At 41.7% G+C, this 18103-nt stretch carries 18 protein-coding genes; 12 read left to right on the plus strand and 6 right to left on the minus strand.

Features of this window, described 5'->3' with window-relative positions:
- Positions 1-111 precede the first annotated feature (111 nt).
- Positions 112-2286, plus strand: a complete 2175-nt coding sequence (locus ACYVTD_RS05095) for a peptidase U32 family protein (RefSeq protein ID WP_461246707.1) — start codon at positions 112-114, stop codon at positions 2284-2286.
- Here ACYVTD_RS05095 and ACYVTD_RS05100 read toward each other — a convergent pair.
- Positions 2283-3605, minus strand: a complete 1323-nt coding sequence (locus ACYVTD_RS05100; protein WP_461246708.1) for a hypothetical protein — start codon at positions 3603-3605, stop codon at positions 2283-2285. The genes ACYVTD_RS05095 and ACYVTD_RS05100 overlap by 4 nt on opposite strands.
- Positions 3606-3751: 146 nt before the next feature.
- Positions 3752-4195 carry a single-stranded DNA-binding protein gene (locus ACYVTD_RS05105; protein WP_461246709.1) on the minus strand — a complete coding sequence of 148 codons (444 nt, stop codon included), beginning with the start codon at positions 4193-4195 and terminating at the stop codon, positions 3752-3754.
- A 182-nt stretch (positions 4196-4377) separates the two neighbouring features.
- Between ACYVTD_RS05105 and ACYVTD_RS05110 the strand changes: the two genes are divergently transcribed.
- From ACYVTD_RS05110 to ACYVTD_RS05145, 8 genes are all read left to right on the plus strand, one after another.
- Positions 4378-5532: an MFS transporter gene (locus tag ACYVTD_RS05110; RefSeq protein ID WP_461246710.1), complete on the plus strand. Its 1155-nt coding sequence runs from the start codon at positions 4378-4380 to the stop codon at positions 5530-5532.
- Between the two features lie 69 nt (positions 5533-5601).
- Positions 5602-6303 carry a hypothetical protein gene (locus ACYVTD_RS05115; RefSeq protein WP_461246711.1) on the plus strand — a complete coding sequence of 234 codons (702 nt, stop codon included), beginning with the start codon at positions 5602-5604 and terminating at the stop codon, positions 6301-6303.
- A 68-nt stretch (positions 6304-6371) separates the two neighbouring features.
- Positions 6372-7409, plus strand: a complete 1038-nt coding sequence (locus tag ACYVTD_RS05120) for an AAA family ATPase (RefSeq protein ID WP_461246712.1) — start codon at positions 6372-6374, stop codon at positions 7407-7409.
- Between the two features lie 11 nt (positions 7410-7420).
- Positions 7421-8338, plus strand: a complete 918-nt coding sequence (locus ACYVTD_RS05125; protein WP_461246713.1) for a DUF58 domain-containing protein — start codon at positions 7421-7423, stop codon at positions 8336-8338.
- The gene (locus ACYVTD_RS05130) at positions 8335-9246 is read left to right on the plus strand and encodes a hypothetical protein (protein ID WP_461246714.1); all 912 of its coding nucleotides are present in this window, start codon (positions 8335-8337) and stop codon (positions 9244-9246) included. The genes ACYVTD_RS05125 and ACYVTD_RS05130 overlap by 4 nt, the downstream gene beginning before the upstream one ends.
- Positions 9243-10241, plus strand: coding sequence for a VWA domain-containing protein (locus tag ACYVTD_RS05135; RefSeq protein WP_461246715.1), 999 nt, complete (start codon positions 9243-9245; stop codon positions 10239-10241). Before ACYVTD_RS05130 ends, ACYVTD_RS05135 begins: the two co-directional genes overlap by 4 nt.
- On the plus strand, positions 10238-11701 hold the full coding sequence (locus ACYVTD_RS05140) for a VWA domain-containing protein (protein WP_461246716.1): 1464 nt from the start codon (positions 10238-10240) through the stop codon (positions 11699-11701). Before ACYVTD_RS05135 ends, ACYVTD_RS05140 begins: the two co-directional genes overlap by 4 nt.
- 42 nt (positions 11702-11743) lie before the next feature.
- Positions 11744-12691 carry a Fic family protein gene (locus tag ACYVTD_RS05145; RefSeq protein WP_461246717.1) on the plus strand — a complete coding sequence of 316 codons (948 nt, stop codon included), beginning with the start codon at positions 11744-11746 and terminating at the stop codon, positions 12689-12691.
- 81 nt (positions 12692-12772) lie between these two features.
- On the opposite strand, the gene ACYVTD_RS05150 is transcribed toward ACYVTD_RS05145, so the two are convergent.
- On the minus strand, positions 12773-13438 hold the full coding sequence (locus ACYVTD_RS05150) for a hypothetical protein (RefSeq protein ID WP_461246718.1): 666 nt from the start codon (positions 13436-13438) through the stop codon (positions 12773-12775).
- A 135-nt stretch (positions 13439-13573) separates the two neighbouring features.
- On the opposite strand from ACYVTD_RS05150, the gene ACYVTD_RS05155 reads away from it, so the two are divergent.
- On the plus strand, positions 13574-13915 hold the full coding sequence (locus ACYVTD_RS05155) for a helix-turn-helix domain-containing protein (protein WP_461246719.1): 342 nt from the start codon (positions 13574-13576) through the stop codon (positions 13913-13915).
- 12 nt (positions 13916-13927) lie between these two features.
- Here ACYVTD_RS05155 and ACYVTD_RS05160 read toward each other — a convergent pair whose 3' ends face one another.
- Genes ACYVTD_RS05160 through ACYVTD_RS05170 form a run of 3 tightly spaced genes read right to left on the minus strand, consistent with a single transcriptional unit; the run spans position 13928 to position 16837 of the window.
- Positions 13928-14794 (minus strand): class I SAM-dependent methyltransferase, encoded by an 867-nt coding sequence (locus ACYVTD_RS05160; protein ID WP_461246720.1) that lies wholly within the window; start codon positions 14792-14794, stop codon positions 13928-13930.
- 8 nt (positions 14795-14802) lie between these two features.
- A complete protein-coding gene (locus ACYVTD_RS05165; RefSeq protein ID WP_461246721.1) occupies positions 14803-15678 on the minus strand; it encodes a peptidoglycan DD-metalloendopeptidase family protein in 876 nt (291 codons plus the stop codon).
- 1 nt (position 15679) lies between these two features.
- Entirely contained in the window at positions 15680-16837 is a 1158-nt protein-coding gene (locus ACYVTD_RS05170) for a WD40 repeat domain-containing protein (protein ID WP_461246722.1), read from the minus strand.
- Between the two features lie 61 nt (positions 16838-16898).
- On the opposite strand from ACYVTD_RS05170, the gene ACYVTD_RS05175 reads away from it, so the two are divergent.
- On the plus strand, positions 16899-17309 hold the full coding sequence (locus ACYVTD_RS05175) for a cytidine deaminase (protein WP_461246723.1): 411 nt from the start codon (positions 16899-16901) through the stop codon (positions 17307-17309).
- A 52-nt stretch (positions 17310-17361) separates the two neighbouring features.
- On the plus strand, positions 17362-18018 hold the full coding sequence (locus ACYVTD_RS05180) for a PTS sugar transporter subunit IIA (RefSeq protein ID WP_461246724.1): 657 nt from the start codon (positions 17362-17364) through the stop codon (positions 18016-18018).
- Positions 18019-18103: the final 85 nt, after the last annotated feature.

Consider the following 18103-nt stretch of genomic DNA (forward strand, 5'->3'; position numbering starts at 1 on the left):
CTGCTATACCTCCTAATAAAAAATTTGACCCTCTTTTAAAAAGGGTCTTTTTCTTATCGTCAACCATTTTCAAATAATGACAATTTTTTACTTATTAAGTTATAATGAGTCATGGAATTACTTGCACCGGCGGGATCGCCTGAAGCGCTTGACGCCGCAATCGGCGAAGGCGCAGACGCTGTTTATCTGGGCTTAAAAGATTTTAACGCCCGTTTAAGAAGCGCTAATTTTACTTACGCGCAATTTGAAAGCGCTCTGCGTTCTCTGCATAAAATGGGAAAAAAAGTTTATGTTACGGTAAATACCGTTTTTGAACAGCGCGAAGCCGATAGAATGTACCAATTTTTAAAATATCTTACATCTCAAAGACCGGACGCGCTCATTGTTCAGGATTACGGCGTTATCGCAATGGCAAAGGCGGAATTTCCGTCTTTGAGACTTCATGCTTCTACTCAGATGAATATTGCGTCGGCAAGAGGAGCAAACGCACTTTCGCGTCACGGCGTTTCGCGCGTAGTTTTGGCGCGAGAACTTTCTCTGGAAGAGCTTAAAAGCGTTAAAAGCGAAACTAACTTGGAGCTTGAAGTTTTTGTCCACGGAGCGTTATGCATCAGTGTTTCAGGGCTTTGTCTTTTTTCAAGTTTTCTTGGCGGAAAATCAGCTAACAGGGGAATGTGTACTCAGGCGTGTCGCAGATTGTACCATAGAGCCGACGGCGAAAGCGGCTACTATTTTAGCCCAAATGATTTACAGTTATTGGAAAATGTACCGCAATTAGCCACCGCAGGAATCAGCGCGTTAAAAATTGAAGGGCGAATGAAAAGCGCGGCTTATGTGGGAACGGTAGTTTCCGCTTACCGACTTGTTGTGGACGCTGTCGCCAATGGCGATGAAAACGAAATTCAGCAAAGTATTGAACGCGGACAAGAAATTTTACGCAACGATTTTGCACGTCCAAAGACTCAGTATTTCTTTTTAGGGGGAACAAAAACCGCCGCGCAAAACAGCGAAGCGTTTGATTGGCTGAACCCAGCGCAGGACGGCGGCACAGGCATAAGTCTTGGAACAATTTTAAAAGTAAAAGGCGCGGACAATGAAAGACTAGCCCTTGTCTGTCCGCCCGCAGGAATTTCCATTTCCGTTAGAGATTCTGTGCGAATACATCACAGCGATGATTCAGGGAGAGTTTCCCATAAATTAACTTACGCGCAAAAAGACAGCGGACATTCCGGTTACTGGATTTCAGCGCCGGAAGGAGACAAAGGCGACCATGTCTACCTGATACAAATTAAGGAAATGCGAAAGCGTTATGCGCCAATAATTACTAAAGTGTCCGCAAGCAAGGGAACGGGCAGGGAAAAAGCCCCCTTTCCGCAGATACAGGTGCGCAAAAGCGAAGAGCGCGGCAAACATTCAAAAAATACCGAAACTTTTCCCGAAGGACTGTACATTGCCGTTTCCCGCCCCGAAGATTTTTTCATTTTGCAGTCTTCCCGTCCGCAGCGGGTAATGCTAACCCTTTCACGAAAAAACGCAAAGTATTTGTTAGACGACACTAAACCGCCCCTGCCGTTTAAACCCGCTGAAATTATCTTGACGCTTGACCCGTGGTTTCCGCAAGATATAGCCGAATATGAAAACGGAAAAGTAGCGCAGGAAATTGAGCAATTAACAGAAAGAGGCTATGCTCAATATGTATTGAATAATCCCGGACATTTTTCACTTTTCAGAGAGCATGAAAATGTAAAATTAATTGCGGGACCGTGGCTTTATACGTTTAATTCATGGGCGCTTTCGTTTGTTTCATCTTTGGGAGTAGATGCCTTTGTTTCTCCGTTGGAAAACAACAGGCAGAATTTGGAACGGACATTGGGCATGGAAAGCAGAAAAAAAGAAGACAAAAGCGGCAGAAAGAGGCAAAGCAAGAGCATATTACACTCTAAATTTTTTATTACGGTTTTTGCGTGGACTCCGTTATTCAATACAAGAGCAAATCTTAGCTCTGTTCTTAATTTTGATTCATTTGCGGATAATATGGACGAAGAATTTTTACTTGAAACAAGTCCCGAAGGCTCGCGCGTTTACCCCAAAAAATATTTTTCTATTATCGACAAAATTCCGTTTTTAAAAGAAGCAGGGTTCGGGCGTTTCATCATTGATTTATCGGGACAAGTATTAAAAAAATCAAACTACCGTGATTTAATGCGCTCTGTTAACGAAAACGCCCCCCTGCCGCAATCAAGCCGTTTTAACTGGAAAGACGGTTTTTACGCGAGCAAGGTTTAAATCTGCCATTTTTCGCTTGTGTCGCTTTGCATGATTGGGACTCTTTTCTCAATGTCCAATACGCGTACTTGCAAACGGCGCGTTGAACCTGTTCCCGATATGCCGATAACAACTATTGTATTAGCGCCAACCGCATTACCGATACTTATAAAATCATTGTCGCTTACATAACCTGACGTATTGAACTTTTGCTCCGCTTCGATTAATGCGGCGCTTTGCCTGTCGACGATTTTTATTCCTTTGCGAATAAATTCGGAAGTCAAATTATCAACAATCGCTACCGCCATAGAGTTGTTAATCGAATCGTTATAGATCCACACACGCGCGTTTTTGGGAAGAACTTTTTGAATCTCATCGCTCGCTAAGTCGGCAGCTTTTTTTGTCAGATCCCGCGTATCGCCGTAATCACTGGCAAGTATCGCCTGATCTTGTAAAATTTTATTTAAACGGGCAAGCACGTCTTTTGCCTTTGGGTTTCCAGTATCATTATAAGCTCTCTGCATAAAGTTAGCCGCAGTTTGTTCTTCACCAAACGATTCATAAAGAATAGACACGTTCTCCGCCGCGGCAATACTTTTATATCGATCATAAATCCCAAGATAGGCTTCAAGCGCCGGTTTGTAATTTCCGGCTTTTACCTGCGCTAACGCATTTTTCATTTCCGCCTTTAATTGTTTATCTTTTGTTTTTTCTTCCGCAAAAGTTCTGGTTTCAATAACCGTATGCGGGGCAATATCATTACCCACATATCTTAGCTGTCCATCAATAACATTCCTTGCAAGCTCAGACGAGGAAGGGTAATTTTCTCTGTTTGAAGAACTAGTACTGTTTTTCTTGTAAACCGGTCCGATAATTTTGCTATCTCTTGCAAGTACCAGTGAATATTCAAGTTCAACTTCCACTTTTGTGGTGTAATCGGTATAGTATATAGTTTCGCCTTCTTTGGTTTTGTACGATCCACTGTAGGTTTCATTCATTACATTTATCCGCGTTATCTTTCCGGTAAACTGAGCGTCAATATAACTTTCTATATTTTGATTACTCCTTTTAAGACGTTCAATCTCTGACGGATCTACAAGAGTAAAATAATTCAATTCCTGTATTTTTTTAGTTGTTACAGTAGTCGCATACTGAGCCATATCTCTGCCGATACCGATGTTGGATTCAAACGGCATAACGGCAATACGTTTAATACCGGCAGTGTTTAAAGTTGGCGGACGTTGCACCGCTAACCTAATAGAAGTTGCGCAAGCTGTCATTAGAAACATATTCACCACAATAAACAATGTCATGGTTTTTAAAATATTTTTATTTAACATATCGCCCTCTTTTTATTAGTATAAGATTAAATTTGTTAATTAATCAAGAGGCAGAGTATGACATCTGTCATATGACAGATGTCATATGACAAAACGCCCTACTCTGCCTCAATCCGGTACTTTTGCCGGAAAACTTTTAATAGCGGCTAAAATGCAACAGCTTCAACCTCCTTTTCTTCCATTGCCATAACCGCTTCGCCATTTTCTTCATCTTCATAATCGTCTTCAAAGGAAATTTCCGTCGCGGGTTTAACGTCCTTTTTAAATTCGGGACGAAACTCAACATGCTCTGCGACGATAGTAACCCTTGAGTGCGATTTGCCCTCAGGGTCGCTCCAGCGACTTTGTTTCAGGCGACCTACAACGCGCACGCCTCGACCCTTTTTGCCTTTTGCATAGCACGCTTCCGCAAGCTTAGACCAGGTTTCAACATCGAAAAAGGAAACTTCCTTTTCAAAGCCTGTATCCTGCTTGTAATAACGATTCGACGCAAGACACATTGAGCATACTTGCGTCCCTTTGGGAGTGGATCGAAGCAGAGGGTCTCTCACCAGATTGCCTTCGATTAAGATAGAATTGAGGTTGTTCATTTACATCCTCCTCTGTAAGATCCGGCAGCACTCTACCGCCGGCTAAGATTTTTTCACAAGAAAAAATCTTAGATACTATATATGGGTTGCATATGCATGGCGCTTGACCGAAATTCAAAAAATGTTATAGAATTTATAAAGAAATTTTAGGAAAGACTATTCGTTTGTATAGGTAAAAGGATATGTTGACAGTTTTACTTTTGATAATTATTTATACTTCTTTTATCAGTCTTGGATTGCCCGATTCATTACTTGGTTCGGCATGGCCCTCAATGTACAATTCATTGAATGTTCCGCTGCACTATGCCGGAATTATTTCCATGATTATCGCAAGCGGAACGGTTATATCCAGCGTATTCAGCGCAAGGATAATTAAAAGATTTGGAACGGGAATGGTTACGGCAGTAAGCGTATTGATGACTGCCGCAGCGCTTATAGGTTTTTCATTTTCAAGCTCATTTTACTTTTTGTGCCTCTTTGCCGTTCCGCTAGGATTGGGAGCCGGTTCCGTAGATGCGGCGTTAAACAACTATGTTGCCTTGCATTACAAAGCAAGACACATGAGCTGGCTTCATTGTTTTTGGGGAGTCGGCGCTTCTATAGGACCATTAATAATGTCGTCTTTTTTGATAAACAAAAATTCATGGAACTTGGGATACAGAACAATCAGCATTATTCAATTTTGCCTTGTTTTTATTTTATTTATTTCATTGCCATTGTGGGATAAAAAAACTGCGGAAAGCGAAGAAAAACAAAAATCGACAAATTTTAAAAATTTATTTTCTATTGTCGGAGTAAAGCAAATTCTTGTCGCCTTTTTTTGTTATTGTTCTTTGGAAACGATAACGGGACTATGGGGAGCAAGTTATCTGGTAAAAGAAAAAGGAATATCGCCTGAAATCGCCGCAAGGTGGATAACTTTGTACTACTTAGGAATAACAGCGGGACGTTTTATATCGGGATTTATAACGATGAAGTTAAACAATAAACAAATGGTTCGCTTGGGGCAAATAATAATCGGGTGCGGAATAATTACGCTTATTTTGCCGTTTGGAAACACCGCTCTTTTCTGCGGGCTTTTTATGATAGGTCTTGGTTGCGCTCCTGTGTATCCCAGTCTGTTACACGAAACTCCCGTAAATTTCGGCGCGGAATATTCACAGGCAATAATGGGAATACAAATGGGAAGCGCATATGTAGGAACCACAATAATGCCGCCAATTTTCGGCTGGCTTGCCTCATACATGAGCTTTAGCATATTCCCGATTTATATTGGAATAATTTTATTAATAATGATAATAACAGTTGAAGCGGTAAACAGAAAAAAATCATTATAGGGCGTATTTTACGATTTATTTTTTGAACTTTTGCTTGACTAACGCTAAATTTTTACTATAAAATAAGCTATGAAGTTTATAAAAAACTTAACAATTATTTTATCTCTGTGCGTATTGATCAGCGCGTGTAAAACTACCGATCGTGTAAAAGTAGAAGATTTTAAAGTAAACATGGATTCGCCGCAATTTACAATAGGAGAAGTTGATTTACAGTTAGATACATTAATGGGAATGGGTCCGTTAAAAAAACAAACTGTTACCGTATTATATTTCCCAAGGGAAGACGCTATTTGTTTAAGATACAAATATGAGTTTTACACATATAACCAATTTTGGGACAAAAGAAGTCGCCTTATATTTATAAACGCTTTGCAAAAATACAACGAAGATTACGAAGCTCGTAATTTGCAGAGGAATTACATCAAATCACAGCAAAAATACGGCACTGTCCGAGGCTATCTGGTTTGGCAACTGATGGTTTACACTATACAGTTATACGCCAATATGAATGTTGATTTAGGTTACACTTTCAAGGATAGATCGCCGTATTTTACAATATACCAGCGCGAAGCCGAATATACCGATAGCAGTGATAATAGGAGTAATGACAGAACAAGCCCCGCTTTATCATTGTATTTTACAAGAGCGCAAGCTGCGGAATTATCGGAAATATTTGATCAGTACATATTATCGGATATTAATTTGCCGGACGATTATGAAGAAGCCGATATATCCGGGAAAAAAGACAATATTCCCAAAGACGATTATTAGTTTTTATAATACTTTAGTTTCATTATAGACCCACTCGACTATTTTGCCGTGTAAGGTTAAAATGAAACATGGTACAAAAAGAAGAACTACAGCGATGTACGGCTATTATCGCTGAATGTAGACAAGAAATGGCGCGCCGGATTTCCGGTCAAAAGGAAATGGTCGACGGGCTTTTAATCGCCCTTGTCGCAGGCGGACATATTCTGCTAGAAGGCGTACCGGGGCTAGCAAAAACCCTTGCGGTTAAAAGCCTTGCGGAAATTACAGGGCTGGAATTTAAACGTATTCAATTTACCCCCGACCTTTTACCCGCCGACCTTACCGGAACAATGATTTGGGAACAGGCAAACGGTAAATTTTCAGTGCGCCACGGTCCTGTTTTTGCCAACGTAATTCTTGCGGACGAAATTAACCGCGCTCCGGCAAAGGTGCAATCCGCTCTTCTTGAAGCAATGGAAGAAAAACAGGTAACAATCGGGGAAGAGACTCATCTCCTGCCCGACCCTTTCTTTGTTCTTGCGACTGAAAACCCCATTGAACACGAAGGCACTTATTCCCTGCCCGAAGCGGAACTTGACCGCTTTTTAATGAAGTTGCTTATTTTTTATCCTCAGCCTGAGGAAGAATTGGAAATTGTTAAAAATAGCCCGCCTTTTTCCGCTTCTTCAGCTAACAAAGGAGCGGCGCTATCTCCCGTGCTTAACAGGGAAAAACTTGATCTTTTGCGCAACGCGGCTGATTCCGTTCATATTGACGAAGATATAAGCAAATATATTGTGTCTGTTGTAACCGCAACGCGTCCCGCATCTACGCGGCAGATTCTTGCCGAATTACAACAAAAAACGGAAAGTGCAAAAACAGGCGCAGATAGCGTGTATCGTTATGTGTCATTTGGGGCATCTCCGCGCGCTTCTATCGCACTGTACCGGTGTAGTCGTATTCTGGCGATGTTTGAAGGGCGCAATTATGTCAGCCCCGAAGACGTAAAAACCGCCGCTCTTCCGGTTTTGCGTCACAGAATTGTGCTTTCATACGAAGCGGAAGCGGAAGGCATGGACGCTGATGCCGTCATAACAAGAATATTAAGCCATGTCCCCGTTCCGTAAAAAAGTTTAATATGGAAACAAGCAATTTACTGCGAACTATTATAAATCTTCCTCTTTTTTCAAGAAATCTTGCGGAAGAAATGCTTGCCGGAAATTTCAGCTCTATCTTTAAAGGACAGGGTATGGAATTTGACGAAGCGCGGCACTATGAACCCGGCGATGACATTAGATCGATAGACTGGAACGCAAGCGCACGTTTTGGCGCTCCGTTTGTAAAAATGTACCGCGAAGAACGCGAGCTTACCATTTTACTCTTGCTTGATGTTTCCCCTTCCATGCACAGAACGCATATCGCGCATCAGGGGTTAAGCCCTTACGAACAGGCGCTAATCTGCGCGGCGTTAATCGCTTTTTCCGCAGAGCATACAGGTCAGCGGTTAGGAGCGTTTTTATTTGATAAAGATATAGAAAAAGTTTTTCCGCCGCGCAAAGGACGCAAATCTTTAATGTCGATTGTTATGACCGCGCTTCAGTATCAGAACAATATTTTGCCGCGCAGATCGCAGTACGGGAGCGACATAGCCTCCGCGTTAACGGGCGCGCAAAGACTTCTAAAAAAACGCTCGCTTGTCGTGCTTATATCCGATTTTTACAGCATTAATTGGGAACAGGAAATGGACAGCCTTTGCCGTAAACACGATGTAATAGCGATAAAAATTTCAGACCCTGACGAACTTCCTTTTAAAGGGCTTATAACTATGGAAGACCCTGAAACAGGCGTAAGAATAGAAGCCCCCGCCGGTCTTGATTCATTCAAAGAAAGCTGGGCAAGCTGGCTTGAAGAAAAATCTATTCATTGGGAATCACAATGCAAAAAAAGCGGGGCGGCGTTTTTAAAATTGTCCACGGAAACGGACGCGCCTTCCGCCCTGATAAAATTTTTCGGCAGCCGCTCGTTAAACAGGTACAGAAATCGGAAAAAGAAATGAAAAAATATTCATTTTTTATTTTATTTATTTTTTTAATAATTTGCTCTTTACACGCGCAAAATGGTAGCGCATATCTTATTCCGCGGCAAATATATGTGGGAGACCCTGCGTCTTTTGTTTTACCGCTTCCGGCTTCCGAGCAAAACGAAGATTTTGTTATTACATCATACGATAAAGATTTACTCCCATCAGACCCAAATATTGATTTTCACAGAGTAATTTTAGAACGGCGCACTACTGGAAGCAGATTAATAATTGAATTTACTCCTTTTGCCGCCAGTGTTCTGACATTGCCCGGCATACAAATAGGAGACGAATATTTTTTTGGGTTAACCATTACAGTAAATTCATTGATAGACCTTCGCTCAGATCCTGTGCTTTCCGCGCCCGCCTCCGCTCTTGCGATACCTGGAACCGCGGCAATGCTTTATGGTTCAATGGCGGGCATTGTTCTTTTTATTTTGCTGACGTTTTGGTTTATCTTCAGGGGACGTGCGGTTATCGGTAAATTGCGTAAAAAATGGAAACGGCTTAGACTTTTTAAAAACATGAAAATTACGCAAAAGCGCCTTTACAAGGCGTTATCAAAAGGCGCGGAAAAAAGAGAAGTTCTTGATAAACTTTCCAATGAATTTAAAGTTTTTCTTTCTATCCTTACCGAAAACGATTGCCGCGCCATGACAGCCCGCGAATTTATAGAATTTTTCTCTAAGTTGCCAAAAGATTTGTTTGCGGCGCAGGAAGACACCGCATATTTTCTTGGGAGTTTTTTCCGTAAGTGCGATGAACTTCGCTTTTCCGGCTCTGACATTGACGTTAAGACTATACTTCATTTGTTATCTGAGCTTAATCTATTTACTTGCGCTCTAGAAAAAAGCGAGAAAAATAAACCAAGGAGGGTGGCGTGAATTTCGGTTTTGATAACATATTTATATTTATCTGCGCTTTTTTTATCATTCCGTTCGCCTCGATTATTTTCTCGCGCATGAAAGACCCTTTTGTGGCGGCTATTCCTTTGGGTGCGCCAGGCGGAACTCCTTTTAAAACTTCACATATAAACGGCATTGTCAAACTGCTAAAATTTTTAGAGTTAATAGGATTATTTTTACTTTTTTTCAGCGCGGCGGGTCCTTCAATGAAAACTGCGGAAATTGTCTGGTTAAACAGGGGCGCGGATATTATTTTTATTTTGGACGTAAGCCCAAGCATGGCGGCAATCGACATGGACGGGAAAAATCGTTACGAAGCCGGTAAAAAATTAATTACCGAATTTGCGAACAGGCGTCCTACAGACAGCATTGGGCTTGTAGCGTTTGGCGACGACGCTGCCCTACTTCTCCCGCCAACTTCGGACAGGCAGGCGTTGGAAACGCGTCTTGAGCAACTTAAAATAGGAGAAATGGGAGATGTTACCGCTCTCGGCATGGGAATTGCAGTCGCCGCATATCACCTTGATAAATCTACCGCCAAGCGAAAGATTGCGGTTTTAATTACAGACGGAGAAAGTAACGCAGGTTCCATACACCCTGAAACAGCGGCGGATTTGTTACGGGAGCTTGGCATATCATTTTGGGTTATTGCCGTAGGTTCAATGGGAGAAGTGCCTATAGATTATGTTGATCCACATACAAAAATACGGCGCACGGGCATTTTTGATTCCCGTTATGACACGGAAAGTTTAAGACGTTTAAGCGCAGTGGGAGGCGGCAATTTTATTACCGCCGTAAACGCGGATGCTTTTTCTGCGGCTTTTTCACAGTTAGACGACGCTGAAATTACAGTGCAAAGATCCCGTGTCATAAACCGCATGACTTCTGTTTCGTTTCAATTTTTATTAGCCGCCGTCATTTTATTAGTGGGCGTTAAAATAATAAGGCGGTTTATATTGAGGGCTATGGTATGACATTTGACAACGATCTTAAAAAGAAATTACTGGTCTCTGCTATTTTATTTTATTTATTTTTAGCTTTTGCAGTTATCGCGCTTATTGGTCCAAAATGGGGAGTAGGTTACGCGCCTATGGAATACCGCAAAGGGCTTGACGTTGTTTTTGCCATTGATATTTCGCGCAGTATGGACATTCGTGACGCGCAAACAAGCTCTCAAACAAGAGCACGCGCGGGTTTTCAGTCCCGTCTTGAGCGCGGCATTTCTATCGTTAAAGAAAGCGTTACCGCTGTTTCAGGAGCGCGTTTTGCCGCCGCTATAGGTCGCGGAAGGGGATATTTGGCAGTCCCATTAACCTACGACAGCGAAACCGCTATGCTTTTCCTTGACTCGCTGAATGTTTCTTCCATGACAGGAAGAAGTACAAATCTTGAATCATTAGTTGACGCGGCGGCAGACGCTTTTCAATCATCATCTCCCGCGCGTAAAGTAATTGTCCTTGTTTCTGATGGCGAAGCTCATGCCGGAGTCTTAAGAAACGCGGTTAACCGTTGTGTTAAAGACGGTATTATATTAAATACTGTAGCCGTCGGCAGCGATGAGGGCAGACAAATAACGACGCTTGCTAACGACCCTGATTCTCCATCTGTAACCAGCAGAAGAGATTCAGCCGCAATGAGAGCCGCCGCAGAAAGAGCAAACGGCATTTACATTGACGCAGTTCGCGAAGACGCAGGTTCTGCGCTTTCTTCGCAGCTTCTTTCACTTGCACAGGAAACAGGAAACGGAAACAGGAAACAGGAGCCAAAGCAAAGAAGACCGTTGTTTATCATACTTGCCATTATTTCCTACGGCGCGTCAAAATTTGTTACGCGTCAATCACAGGGGAAACCGCTACGACGACTATCCGCCGCTTCGATTATTGTACTTTTATTTTTTACTTCCTGTTCCGATGGCAAACTTCTTCTACTTCAAGCCAACTACTTAAATGTGTTGGGCAGATATGACGAGGCTCTTGCCTCATATTCAAAAGCGTTAAATTACGAAGATTCCGCTCCTTACGCCGAATACGGGTTAGGTCTTACTTTTTATCAACTTGATGAAGAAAAAGCCGCGTTAAATCGTTACAGCGATTCGCGTAAACTGCTTGAAAAATATTCGAGTAACGAACACAGAGAACTAAGGTTCAGGAATAGCTACAATTCAGGCGTAATATATTTTGAGGAAGGCGACTATCATTCCGCCGCCGATTCATTCAAAGAGGCGTTAAGAACAGACCCAAGAAGACTGGACGCAAAACGCAATTTGGAATTAAGCCAAATGTCAATATCGATGGAAACAAACACAGAGAGCAAAACAGGAAACCGCGAAGCAAGCAGAGAAATCCTTTTTGAATACATAAAACAAGACGAACAGCAAAAGTGGAAAAGCCGAGAATGGACACCCGAAGAAAATTATACGGGACCGGATTATTAAAAACCGCTTGACAAAATACAAATATCGGATATAATAAATATTATGGTATCCGATATATTGAACCCTGACCTGCTTAAAAGTATTGAGGGGAAAAAACGAGAATTAGACTCTTTTAGACCTTTTTCGGCTGAAATAGTGCGAAAATTGGAAGAACAATTTATTGTAGAATGGACATATAATTCAAACGCCATTGAGGGAAATACTCTAACATTAAAAGAGACTGAATTGGTAATAAACAGAGGTTTAACAATAGGCAAAAAACCTTTAAAAGAACATTTTGAAGCAATAAATCACAAAGAGGGGATTCAATATTTATACGATTTTGTAAAAAAGAAGAAAGAATTAAGCGAAGACATAATATTAGCATTACACAAAATAATACTAAAAAATATTGATGATACTGAAGCCGGACATTATAGGACTTCAAATGTTATGATAACAGGAGCGATACATATTCCTCCATCGGCAATAAAAATTAAAAAATTGACGAGCGAATTTTTTGAATGGTATTACAAAAACAAAAAGAAATTATCCATTGCCGAACTTGCCGCATGGGTACATTATAAAATAGTCCATATTCACCCTTTTATTGACGGAAACGGACGAACTGCGCGATTAATAATGAATTTAATACTGATTCAAAACGGCTATCCTCCGGCGGTAATTTTAAATGTTGACAGACAAAAATATTATCGTGCGCTAAAAGACGCGGACAGAGAAAAATATAATGGTTTTATGAATTTTATTGGGCGTTCAATAGAGCGTTCATTACTAATTTATTTAAACGCGTTAAAAAGCAAGGGCGATAAAAAAGATAAATACGGGTACATAAGTTTACAAGAAGCCTCAAAATTGTGCGATTACGGAATAGAATATTTATCTTTCTTGGCAAGAACCGGAAAATTACAAGCTGTCAAAATACGCCGGAATTGGATGACAACAAGAGAAGCTATACTGGAGTATGCGGAGAAAGTGAAATCTAAATCCTGATGATCAAATAATTTTACCACGAACCTCACGAACCAACACGAACTTTTATCTCATATCTTGTCGTTGTTCGTGATAATATCTTTATTTAAAACAATACCCTATCGCCAAGTCAGGTTTTATGTAAAAACTAAGACCAGGAAAAACAATTGCTCCAATATAAGTACCTGTACAGAAATATATGCCTATTGGTGTTACAAATTTCCAGCCAATATTTAAACCGGCGGGTATCCCCCACCCAGGCTCCAACCAACTATCAACAAATCCTGTTCCTCCGCCAAGATAAAAGCCTCCAACACTATTGGGCCAAAAATAATTAAATGTTGCTAAAACATTTGGCAAACCCCAAAAACCAATATGTACTTCACTATTAAAATGTCCCTTGCCAAACTCAAGGCAGAGTGGCATATAACTACCCAAAAGACCACCAGGATTAGCGTTAAATGCAAAAATAAACTTGTCAGGATCCATAGCCGGAGTTACAGGTTTTTTCTGCGCCGGTTTGGCTTCGGCGTTGATTATTTCCTGATTGCCATTTTGGTATCTTATGGAAAGAACTCTGTCTGCCGGAATTACAATCGTTGGTCCGTCTAAATTGTTGAACCGTTTGTACCTGATTTCCGTCGGAGATATTTCAGACACCTTTGCCTCTATCATACTTCCGTCTCTTAAAACGATTATGTCCTGTGCGGCGACAGAACATATCCCAATAAATAAAAAAATAGCCGTAAAAATAAAAAATGACTTCATACATCGACCTCTCTCATATTGATATATCCTTATATTTGGATATTTGATACCTCAATCGAGGTATTTTATTAAATTAAACACTTCAATAGTAATATTGTCAAGCTAATAATACTGAAATTGCTATATTTTTATCTAATGAAACCTAGTTTTAAGACAAATTTACGGGCGGAACTTGATTATCTTGGGTTAACGGTTAAGGAGTTAAGCGAAAAAACAGGTATTGCAAAGGGAACTTTGGACTGTTATCTGGGGGTAAGAGCGTCAATGCCCCCCGCCGATATTGCCGTAAAAATCGCCAACGCTCTTGGCGTAACTGTTGAATATCTTGTAACAGGCAAAGAATTAAAAAAACAAGACAAACTATTAAATCATAATGTCCGCTCTATAATTCAAATATTGACCGAACTAGGCGAGAAAGATATTGATACAGTACTAGGACTTTCTAGAGTTTTGAAAAATCAGTCTGATAAGAGATAATACCGAAAGAGTTCATTTCAATGCGCGAATAATCATAACATCGCCGAAGTTCAGCCGTTTTGCCAAAAAATCCGCTACCCTTTTTACCGTCTTTGGCGCGATCCCCGCGGCTAGTCCGCCCCAGGAATGGCAGCTAACAACTTTAAAGCCTGTTGTTTTTAGCATTTTTGACAATGTGCGCCTTGAAAATAAATAAAGATGATCAAAAATTGCGGAACGCCAGCGGCTGCCGAAAAGACGGGATTGGAAACCGCTAATATCGGGAGTTGTAATAAAAATGTTGCCGTTGTTTTTTAAAATGCGGTATGTTTCTTCCAAAAATGTTTTTGGCTCGTTTAAGTGTTCAATCAAATGGGACGCAAGAATTACATCAAAACTGTTATCGGGAAAATGATTTTCTTCGAGCGGGATATTTCGCACGTCAAGTTTACGCTCATTCTTAGCGTAATCGGCGGAAGGAGAGATTTCCACTCCTGTTACACGCCATCTTTTGCCGCGAAGAAGGTCTATCAATGCTCCTGTGGCGCAACCGATGTCAAGAATTGAAGGGGTTTCCGCATTCTGTTCAGCGGCGGCAAAGAGCGTTTTTTCCAACTTGGAAAAACCAGCGTCCTTTAACGCTAACTGTTGGAGTTTAAGAAAAGTAGCTTCGTTTTCCAGTTCGTAGGAAAGATAATCTTTTCCGTAAATGTCGCTGTAACGCGCTAGTATTTCATTTTTATCGGGCTGGGGGTTTCTCTGCACAAGTCCGCAATGTTTGCACCTTACAAATGAAAATCCCTCGCAAATAAGAGCAGGTTTAAAAATTACGCCGCCGCAAAGGGCGCACGGACGAGTTTCGCTCTTTCCGGCGCTAACCGGCATTGACCATGTTTTCACTTAATTACTCAATTTATAATCAAGCGGTTTACTACACTGCGAGTAGCGCCGGATATATCCTGCACGATAATTTCCATTGTTACTTGTCCGCGAGTCAAAAAAACTTCGGTGGCTTCAAAGGACGGAAACCCAGAGTATATCTGCCTTGCGGAAACAAGTCCGTTACGATAAACCATTAACACTCCGTCTCTTGCCGAAACAGCCTCAAAGTTTAGGGCACTTACTTCCGTTCCATTTATCAGGCAGACAATTCTTTGCGGCGCAAATTGACGGGCAGCCGCATTTGATGTTAGCGGCGCTCCACCTGCAGCGTTAACAACCACTTTATAACGTCCCTGTGTTAGGTTACGCGACTGCATCATTATTCCCTGACTGTTTTTTAAATCTACGGAAAGTATCTGCGGAGGACGGGCTTCGCGCGCCGGAGTAATTATCATTGAGGGATTTATCCAACGGCGCTCGCGTCTGTCAAAGAGCATAAAATAAAATCCGTTTTGCGATGACCAGCCGGAAACTCCTGAAGAGGCGATTGCCTGTTGTTTTCCAACCTGTGTTTCGGCAATTGTAGTAATAGGTTCCGCATAACGGCTGTAAATACTGATTAATCCGTCGCCGTGATCTATAGCCGTCCACGCTCCCAGCGGAGACGGAAGACGCGATGCATTGTCGTTCTTTTTTCGTGAAAAAATAATTTCTCCGCTTTCGGCGGCAAGCACGTCCGTCCCTCCGCTAAAAACCATTCCTAAAACAGGAAGTCCCCTGTCATTGGAACCGAAATTACGGACAAGAGCGGCGTTCTCGGAGGGCCAATTTAACGCATGTACTGAAAAAATAACGCAAATATAAATTAAAATCGCCGTTATGCGTAAAATAAACTTTCTCATTTTATTTTTCCTCCAAAGAAAAGGAAATTAACGTAGCTCCTCCGCCTGTTACAACTGTAGAGCTTTTTCTGCTAAGGAAAACATCATCGCTTTTAAACAAAGCTCTTAAAAAAACCAATTCCGTGTTTCCCAAAAACCCAAATAAACCTTCACGCGGAAATTGAATTCCCGTAAGTTTTTTTTCCTGACCAGGATGGGAAGTAATCAAAAATAAAACCCCCTGGTCTCCTGAACCGTCAACGGCGACAATATTTCCGTCCAACGGAATAAATATTCCGCGTCTGGATTTAATAGTGTAACAACCTATTCCCCCGTCGCGTTCAAAAACAACGCGGCGATCATCGTCAACAAATAAAATATATACAGGTCGTCTGAATCCGTTTCCTAAAAATTCATGGTATACTATTTTATATTCGCCGCCTGCGCTTCCAAAACGTTCAAACAATAAAAAACGCTGTTGCTCTACACCGCATACAATTCCAATATGGGAGCCGTCTTTAGAAATTGCGCAACCCAAAATTACAGAATAACGCGAACCGCCCGGTTCAAAATAATAAAGACGCTCTCCGCTAGAATTAAAAACTTCAACCGCTCCGTCAAGAGATCCCGTCACCACAGTTTCAGAAGTAGCGTCTATGCATGTAAGGGGAGCGCCGAATTCATAAGTCCACAGGACATTTCCGTTTTCGCTTATCTGAGACAACGAATTCTGCTCGCTGCCAAGAATAAAAATTCTGTCGCCTAACAAAACAGGATACCCTCTTGTGTTTTCAATGTTAGTTTGTTTATCGTTTAAAATATTATTAATTACGATATTTGCGGGTTCCGCGCCGTACTCTGTCCACATATTGGGGCTAAGGTAAATATCGCTAATTTTTGATCTGTTTACGGCAAATTGTCCCTGCGCATCGACATAACCAAACCGCGAACCTAATGTGAAAGGAAGAAGAGTGTCGGATAAAACAGAAGCGTTAACCACGCTGTCTGAAAGTGCGGTTTCATCTTGCGCATAAGAAGTTTGAGAGTTTGCGGACAATGACCTTATCCACCTGTGGGAAAGCACAGTTTCGCGGGGAATAGGACGCGCGGCTATAAGAAAATAGACAATAAAAATCAAAATGATTATAAATACTTTTGCGGTACTCTTTTTCTGCGCCAAGGAAACACCTCTACCTAATTAATAACTTTCATTATATAATAGAAAAAACAAGGAGACAAGCATGATCGATAATAATAAAATGGAGCAATTATTTGCCCAAGCAAGGCAAATTGCGGATAAGGCTTACGCTCCCTATTCAAACTTTAGGGTAGGCGCGGCGTTACTATGCGAGGACGGAACTGTTATTACAGGCGTTAATGTGGAAAACCGCTCTTTTGGGCTTACAATCTGTGCCGAAAGAAACGCTATTTGCGCCGCAGTCACTAGGGGGCATTTGCGTTTTGCCGCCCTTGCCATCTCTACCCCCGATTCCGTTGAACCTACCGGTCCCTGCGGCGCTTGCCGTCAGGTAATAAGCGAATTTATGCCCCCTGATGCCCCAGTACGTTTTGCCGGAAACAGCGGAAAACAGGTAAATACCACTGTAGGCGAGCTTTATCCGTTTGATTCCTTGCATGAGCTAAAAGGTTGAATCTGTTAGCAAATATTGACATTTATTACCATACTATGTCATAATGTACGTTATGGCAGATGACGATATACTTACCTTGGAAGAAGTCGCAAAGTACCTGCGCGTATCGGAACGGACAATCTACGATTGCGCTCAAAAGGGCGAAATTCCGGCGGGAAAGATAAGAACGGCTTGGCGTTTTAAAAAGTCGGAAATTGACAAATGGGTCAATGAAAAACTGGTATCCACTTCCTTAAACCCGCAGATAACTCCCGTAAACGCGGAATCTATTCTGTCGCCGCACCGCGTAATTTTTATGAATTACTCCAACAAAAGAGACGCGCTTTTAGCTCTGGCGGAAAATCTCGCAGCCGCTCCGCAGGTAAAAAACAGACAGGAGCTTTCCACGGAAATTTTAAAACGCGAAGGGTTGATGAGCACTGCCATTGGCTGCGGGATTGCCATTCCGCATGTTCGCCTTGCCTCGATTACAGATCTTGTAGTTTCTGTCGGCGTAAGCCGTACAAATATTGTCGATTTTTTCCCTTTGGACGACGAACCTGTAAACCTTGTTTTTATGATTGCGGCGGCGCAAAGTCAACACGCCTATTATTTACAAACATTGTCGTGGTTCAGTACCCGCCTGAAAAATAAAAAGTTAAGAGACTCTCTTTTGCAAGCGCAAACAGAACAACAGGTATACGATCTTTTAGTCAAAAACAACGCCTAACCAGTGGTTTGGATCGCTTACATCTTGCGCTATCAATCCAATATCGACATCAGCCGTAGTTTCCGCCACAAGCCACTTTGTTCCG

It is taken from the genome of Treponema sp. R6D11 (assembly GCF_054786075.1).

Coding starts and splice junctions, on each gene's coding strand:
- ACYVTD_RS05095 (WP_461246707.1), top strand. CDS start 112: ATGGAATTACTTGCACCGGCGGGATCGCCTGAAGCGCTTGACGCCGCA.
- ACYVTD_RS05100 (WP_461246708.1), bottom strand. CDS start 3,605: ATGTTAAATAAAAATATTTTAAAAACCATGACATTGTTTATTGTGGTG.
- ACYVTD_RS05105 (WP_461246709.1), bottom strand. CDS start 4,195: ATGAACAACCTCAATTCTATCTTAATCGAAGGCAATCTGGTGAGAGAC.
- ACYVTD_RS05110 (WP_461246710.1), top strand. CDS start 4,378: ATGTTGACAGTTTTACTTTTGATAATTATTTATACTTCTTTTATCAGT.
- ACYVTD_RS05115 (WP_461246711.1), top strand. CDS start 5,602: ATGAAGTTTATAAAAAACTTAACAATTATTTTATCTCTGTGCGTATTG.
- ACYVTD_RS05120 (WP_461246712.1), top strand. CDS start 6,372: ATGGTACAAAAAGAAGAACTACAGCGATGTACGGCTATTATCGCTGAA.
- ACYVTD_RS05125 (WP_461246713.1), top strand. CDS start 7,421: ATGGAAACAAGCAATTTACTGCGAACTATTATAAATCTTCCTCTTTTT.
- ACYVTD_RS05130 (WP_461246714.1), top strand. CDS start 8,335: ATGAAAAAATATTCATTTTTTATTTTATTTATTTTTTTAATAATTTGC.
- ACYVTD_RS05140 (WP_461246716.1), top strand. CDS start 10,238: ATGACATTTGACAACGATCTTAAAAAGAAATTACTGGTCTCTGCTATT.
- ACYVTD_RS05145 (WP_461246717.1), top strand. CDS start 11,744: ATGGTATCCGATATATTGAACCCTGACCTGCTTAAAAGTATTGAGGGG.
- ACYVTD_RS05150 (WP_461246718.1), bottom strand. CDS start 13,438: ATGAAGTCATTTTTTATTTTTACGGCTATTTTTTTATTTATTGGGATA.
- ACYVTD_RS05155 (WP_461246719.1), top strand. CDS start 13,574: ATGAAACCTAGTTTTAAGACAAATTTACGGGCGGAACTTGATTATCTT.
- ACYVTD_RS05165 (WP_461246721.1), bottom strand. CDS start 15,678: ATGAGAAAGTTTATTTTACGCATAACGGCGATTTTAATTTATATTTGC.
- ACYVTD_RS05175 (WP_461246723.1), top strand. CDS start 16,899: ATGATCGATAATAATAAAATGGAGCAATTATTTGCCCAAGCAAGGCAA.
- ACYVTD_RS05180 (WP_461246724.1), top strand. CDS start 17,362: ATGGCAGATGACGATATACTTACCTTGGAAGAAGTCGCAAAGTACCTG.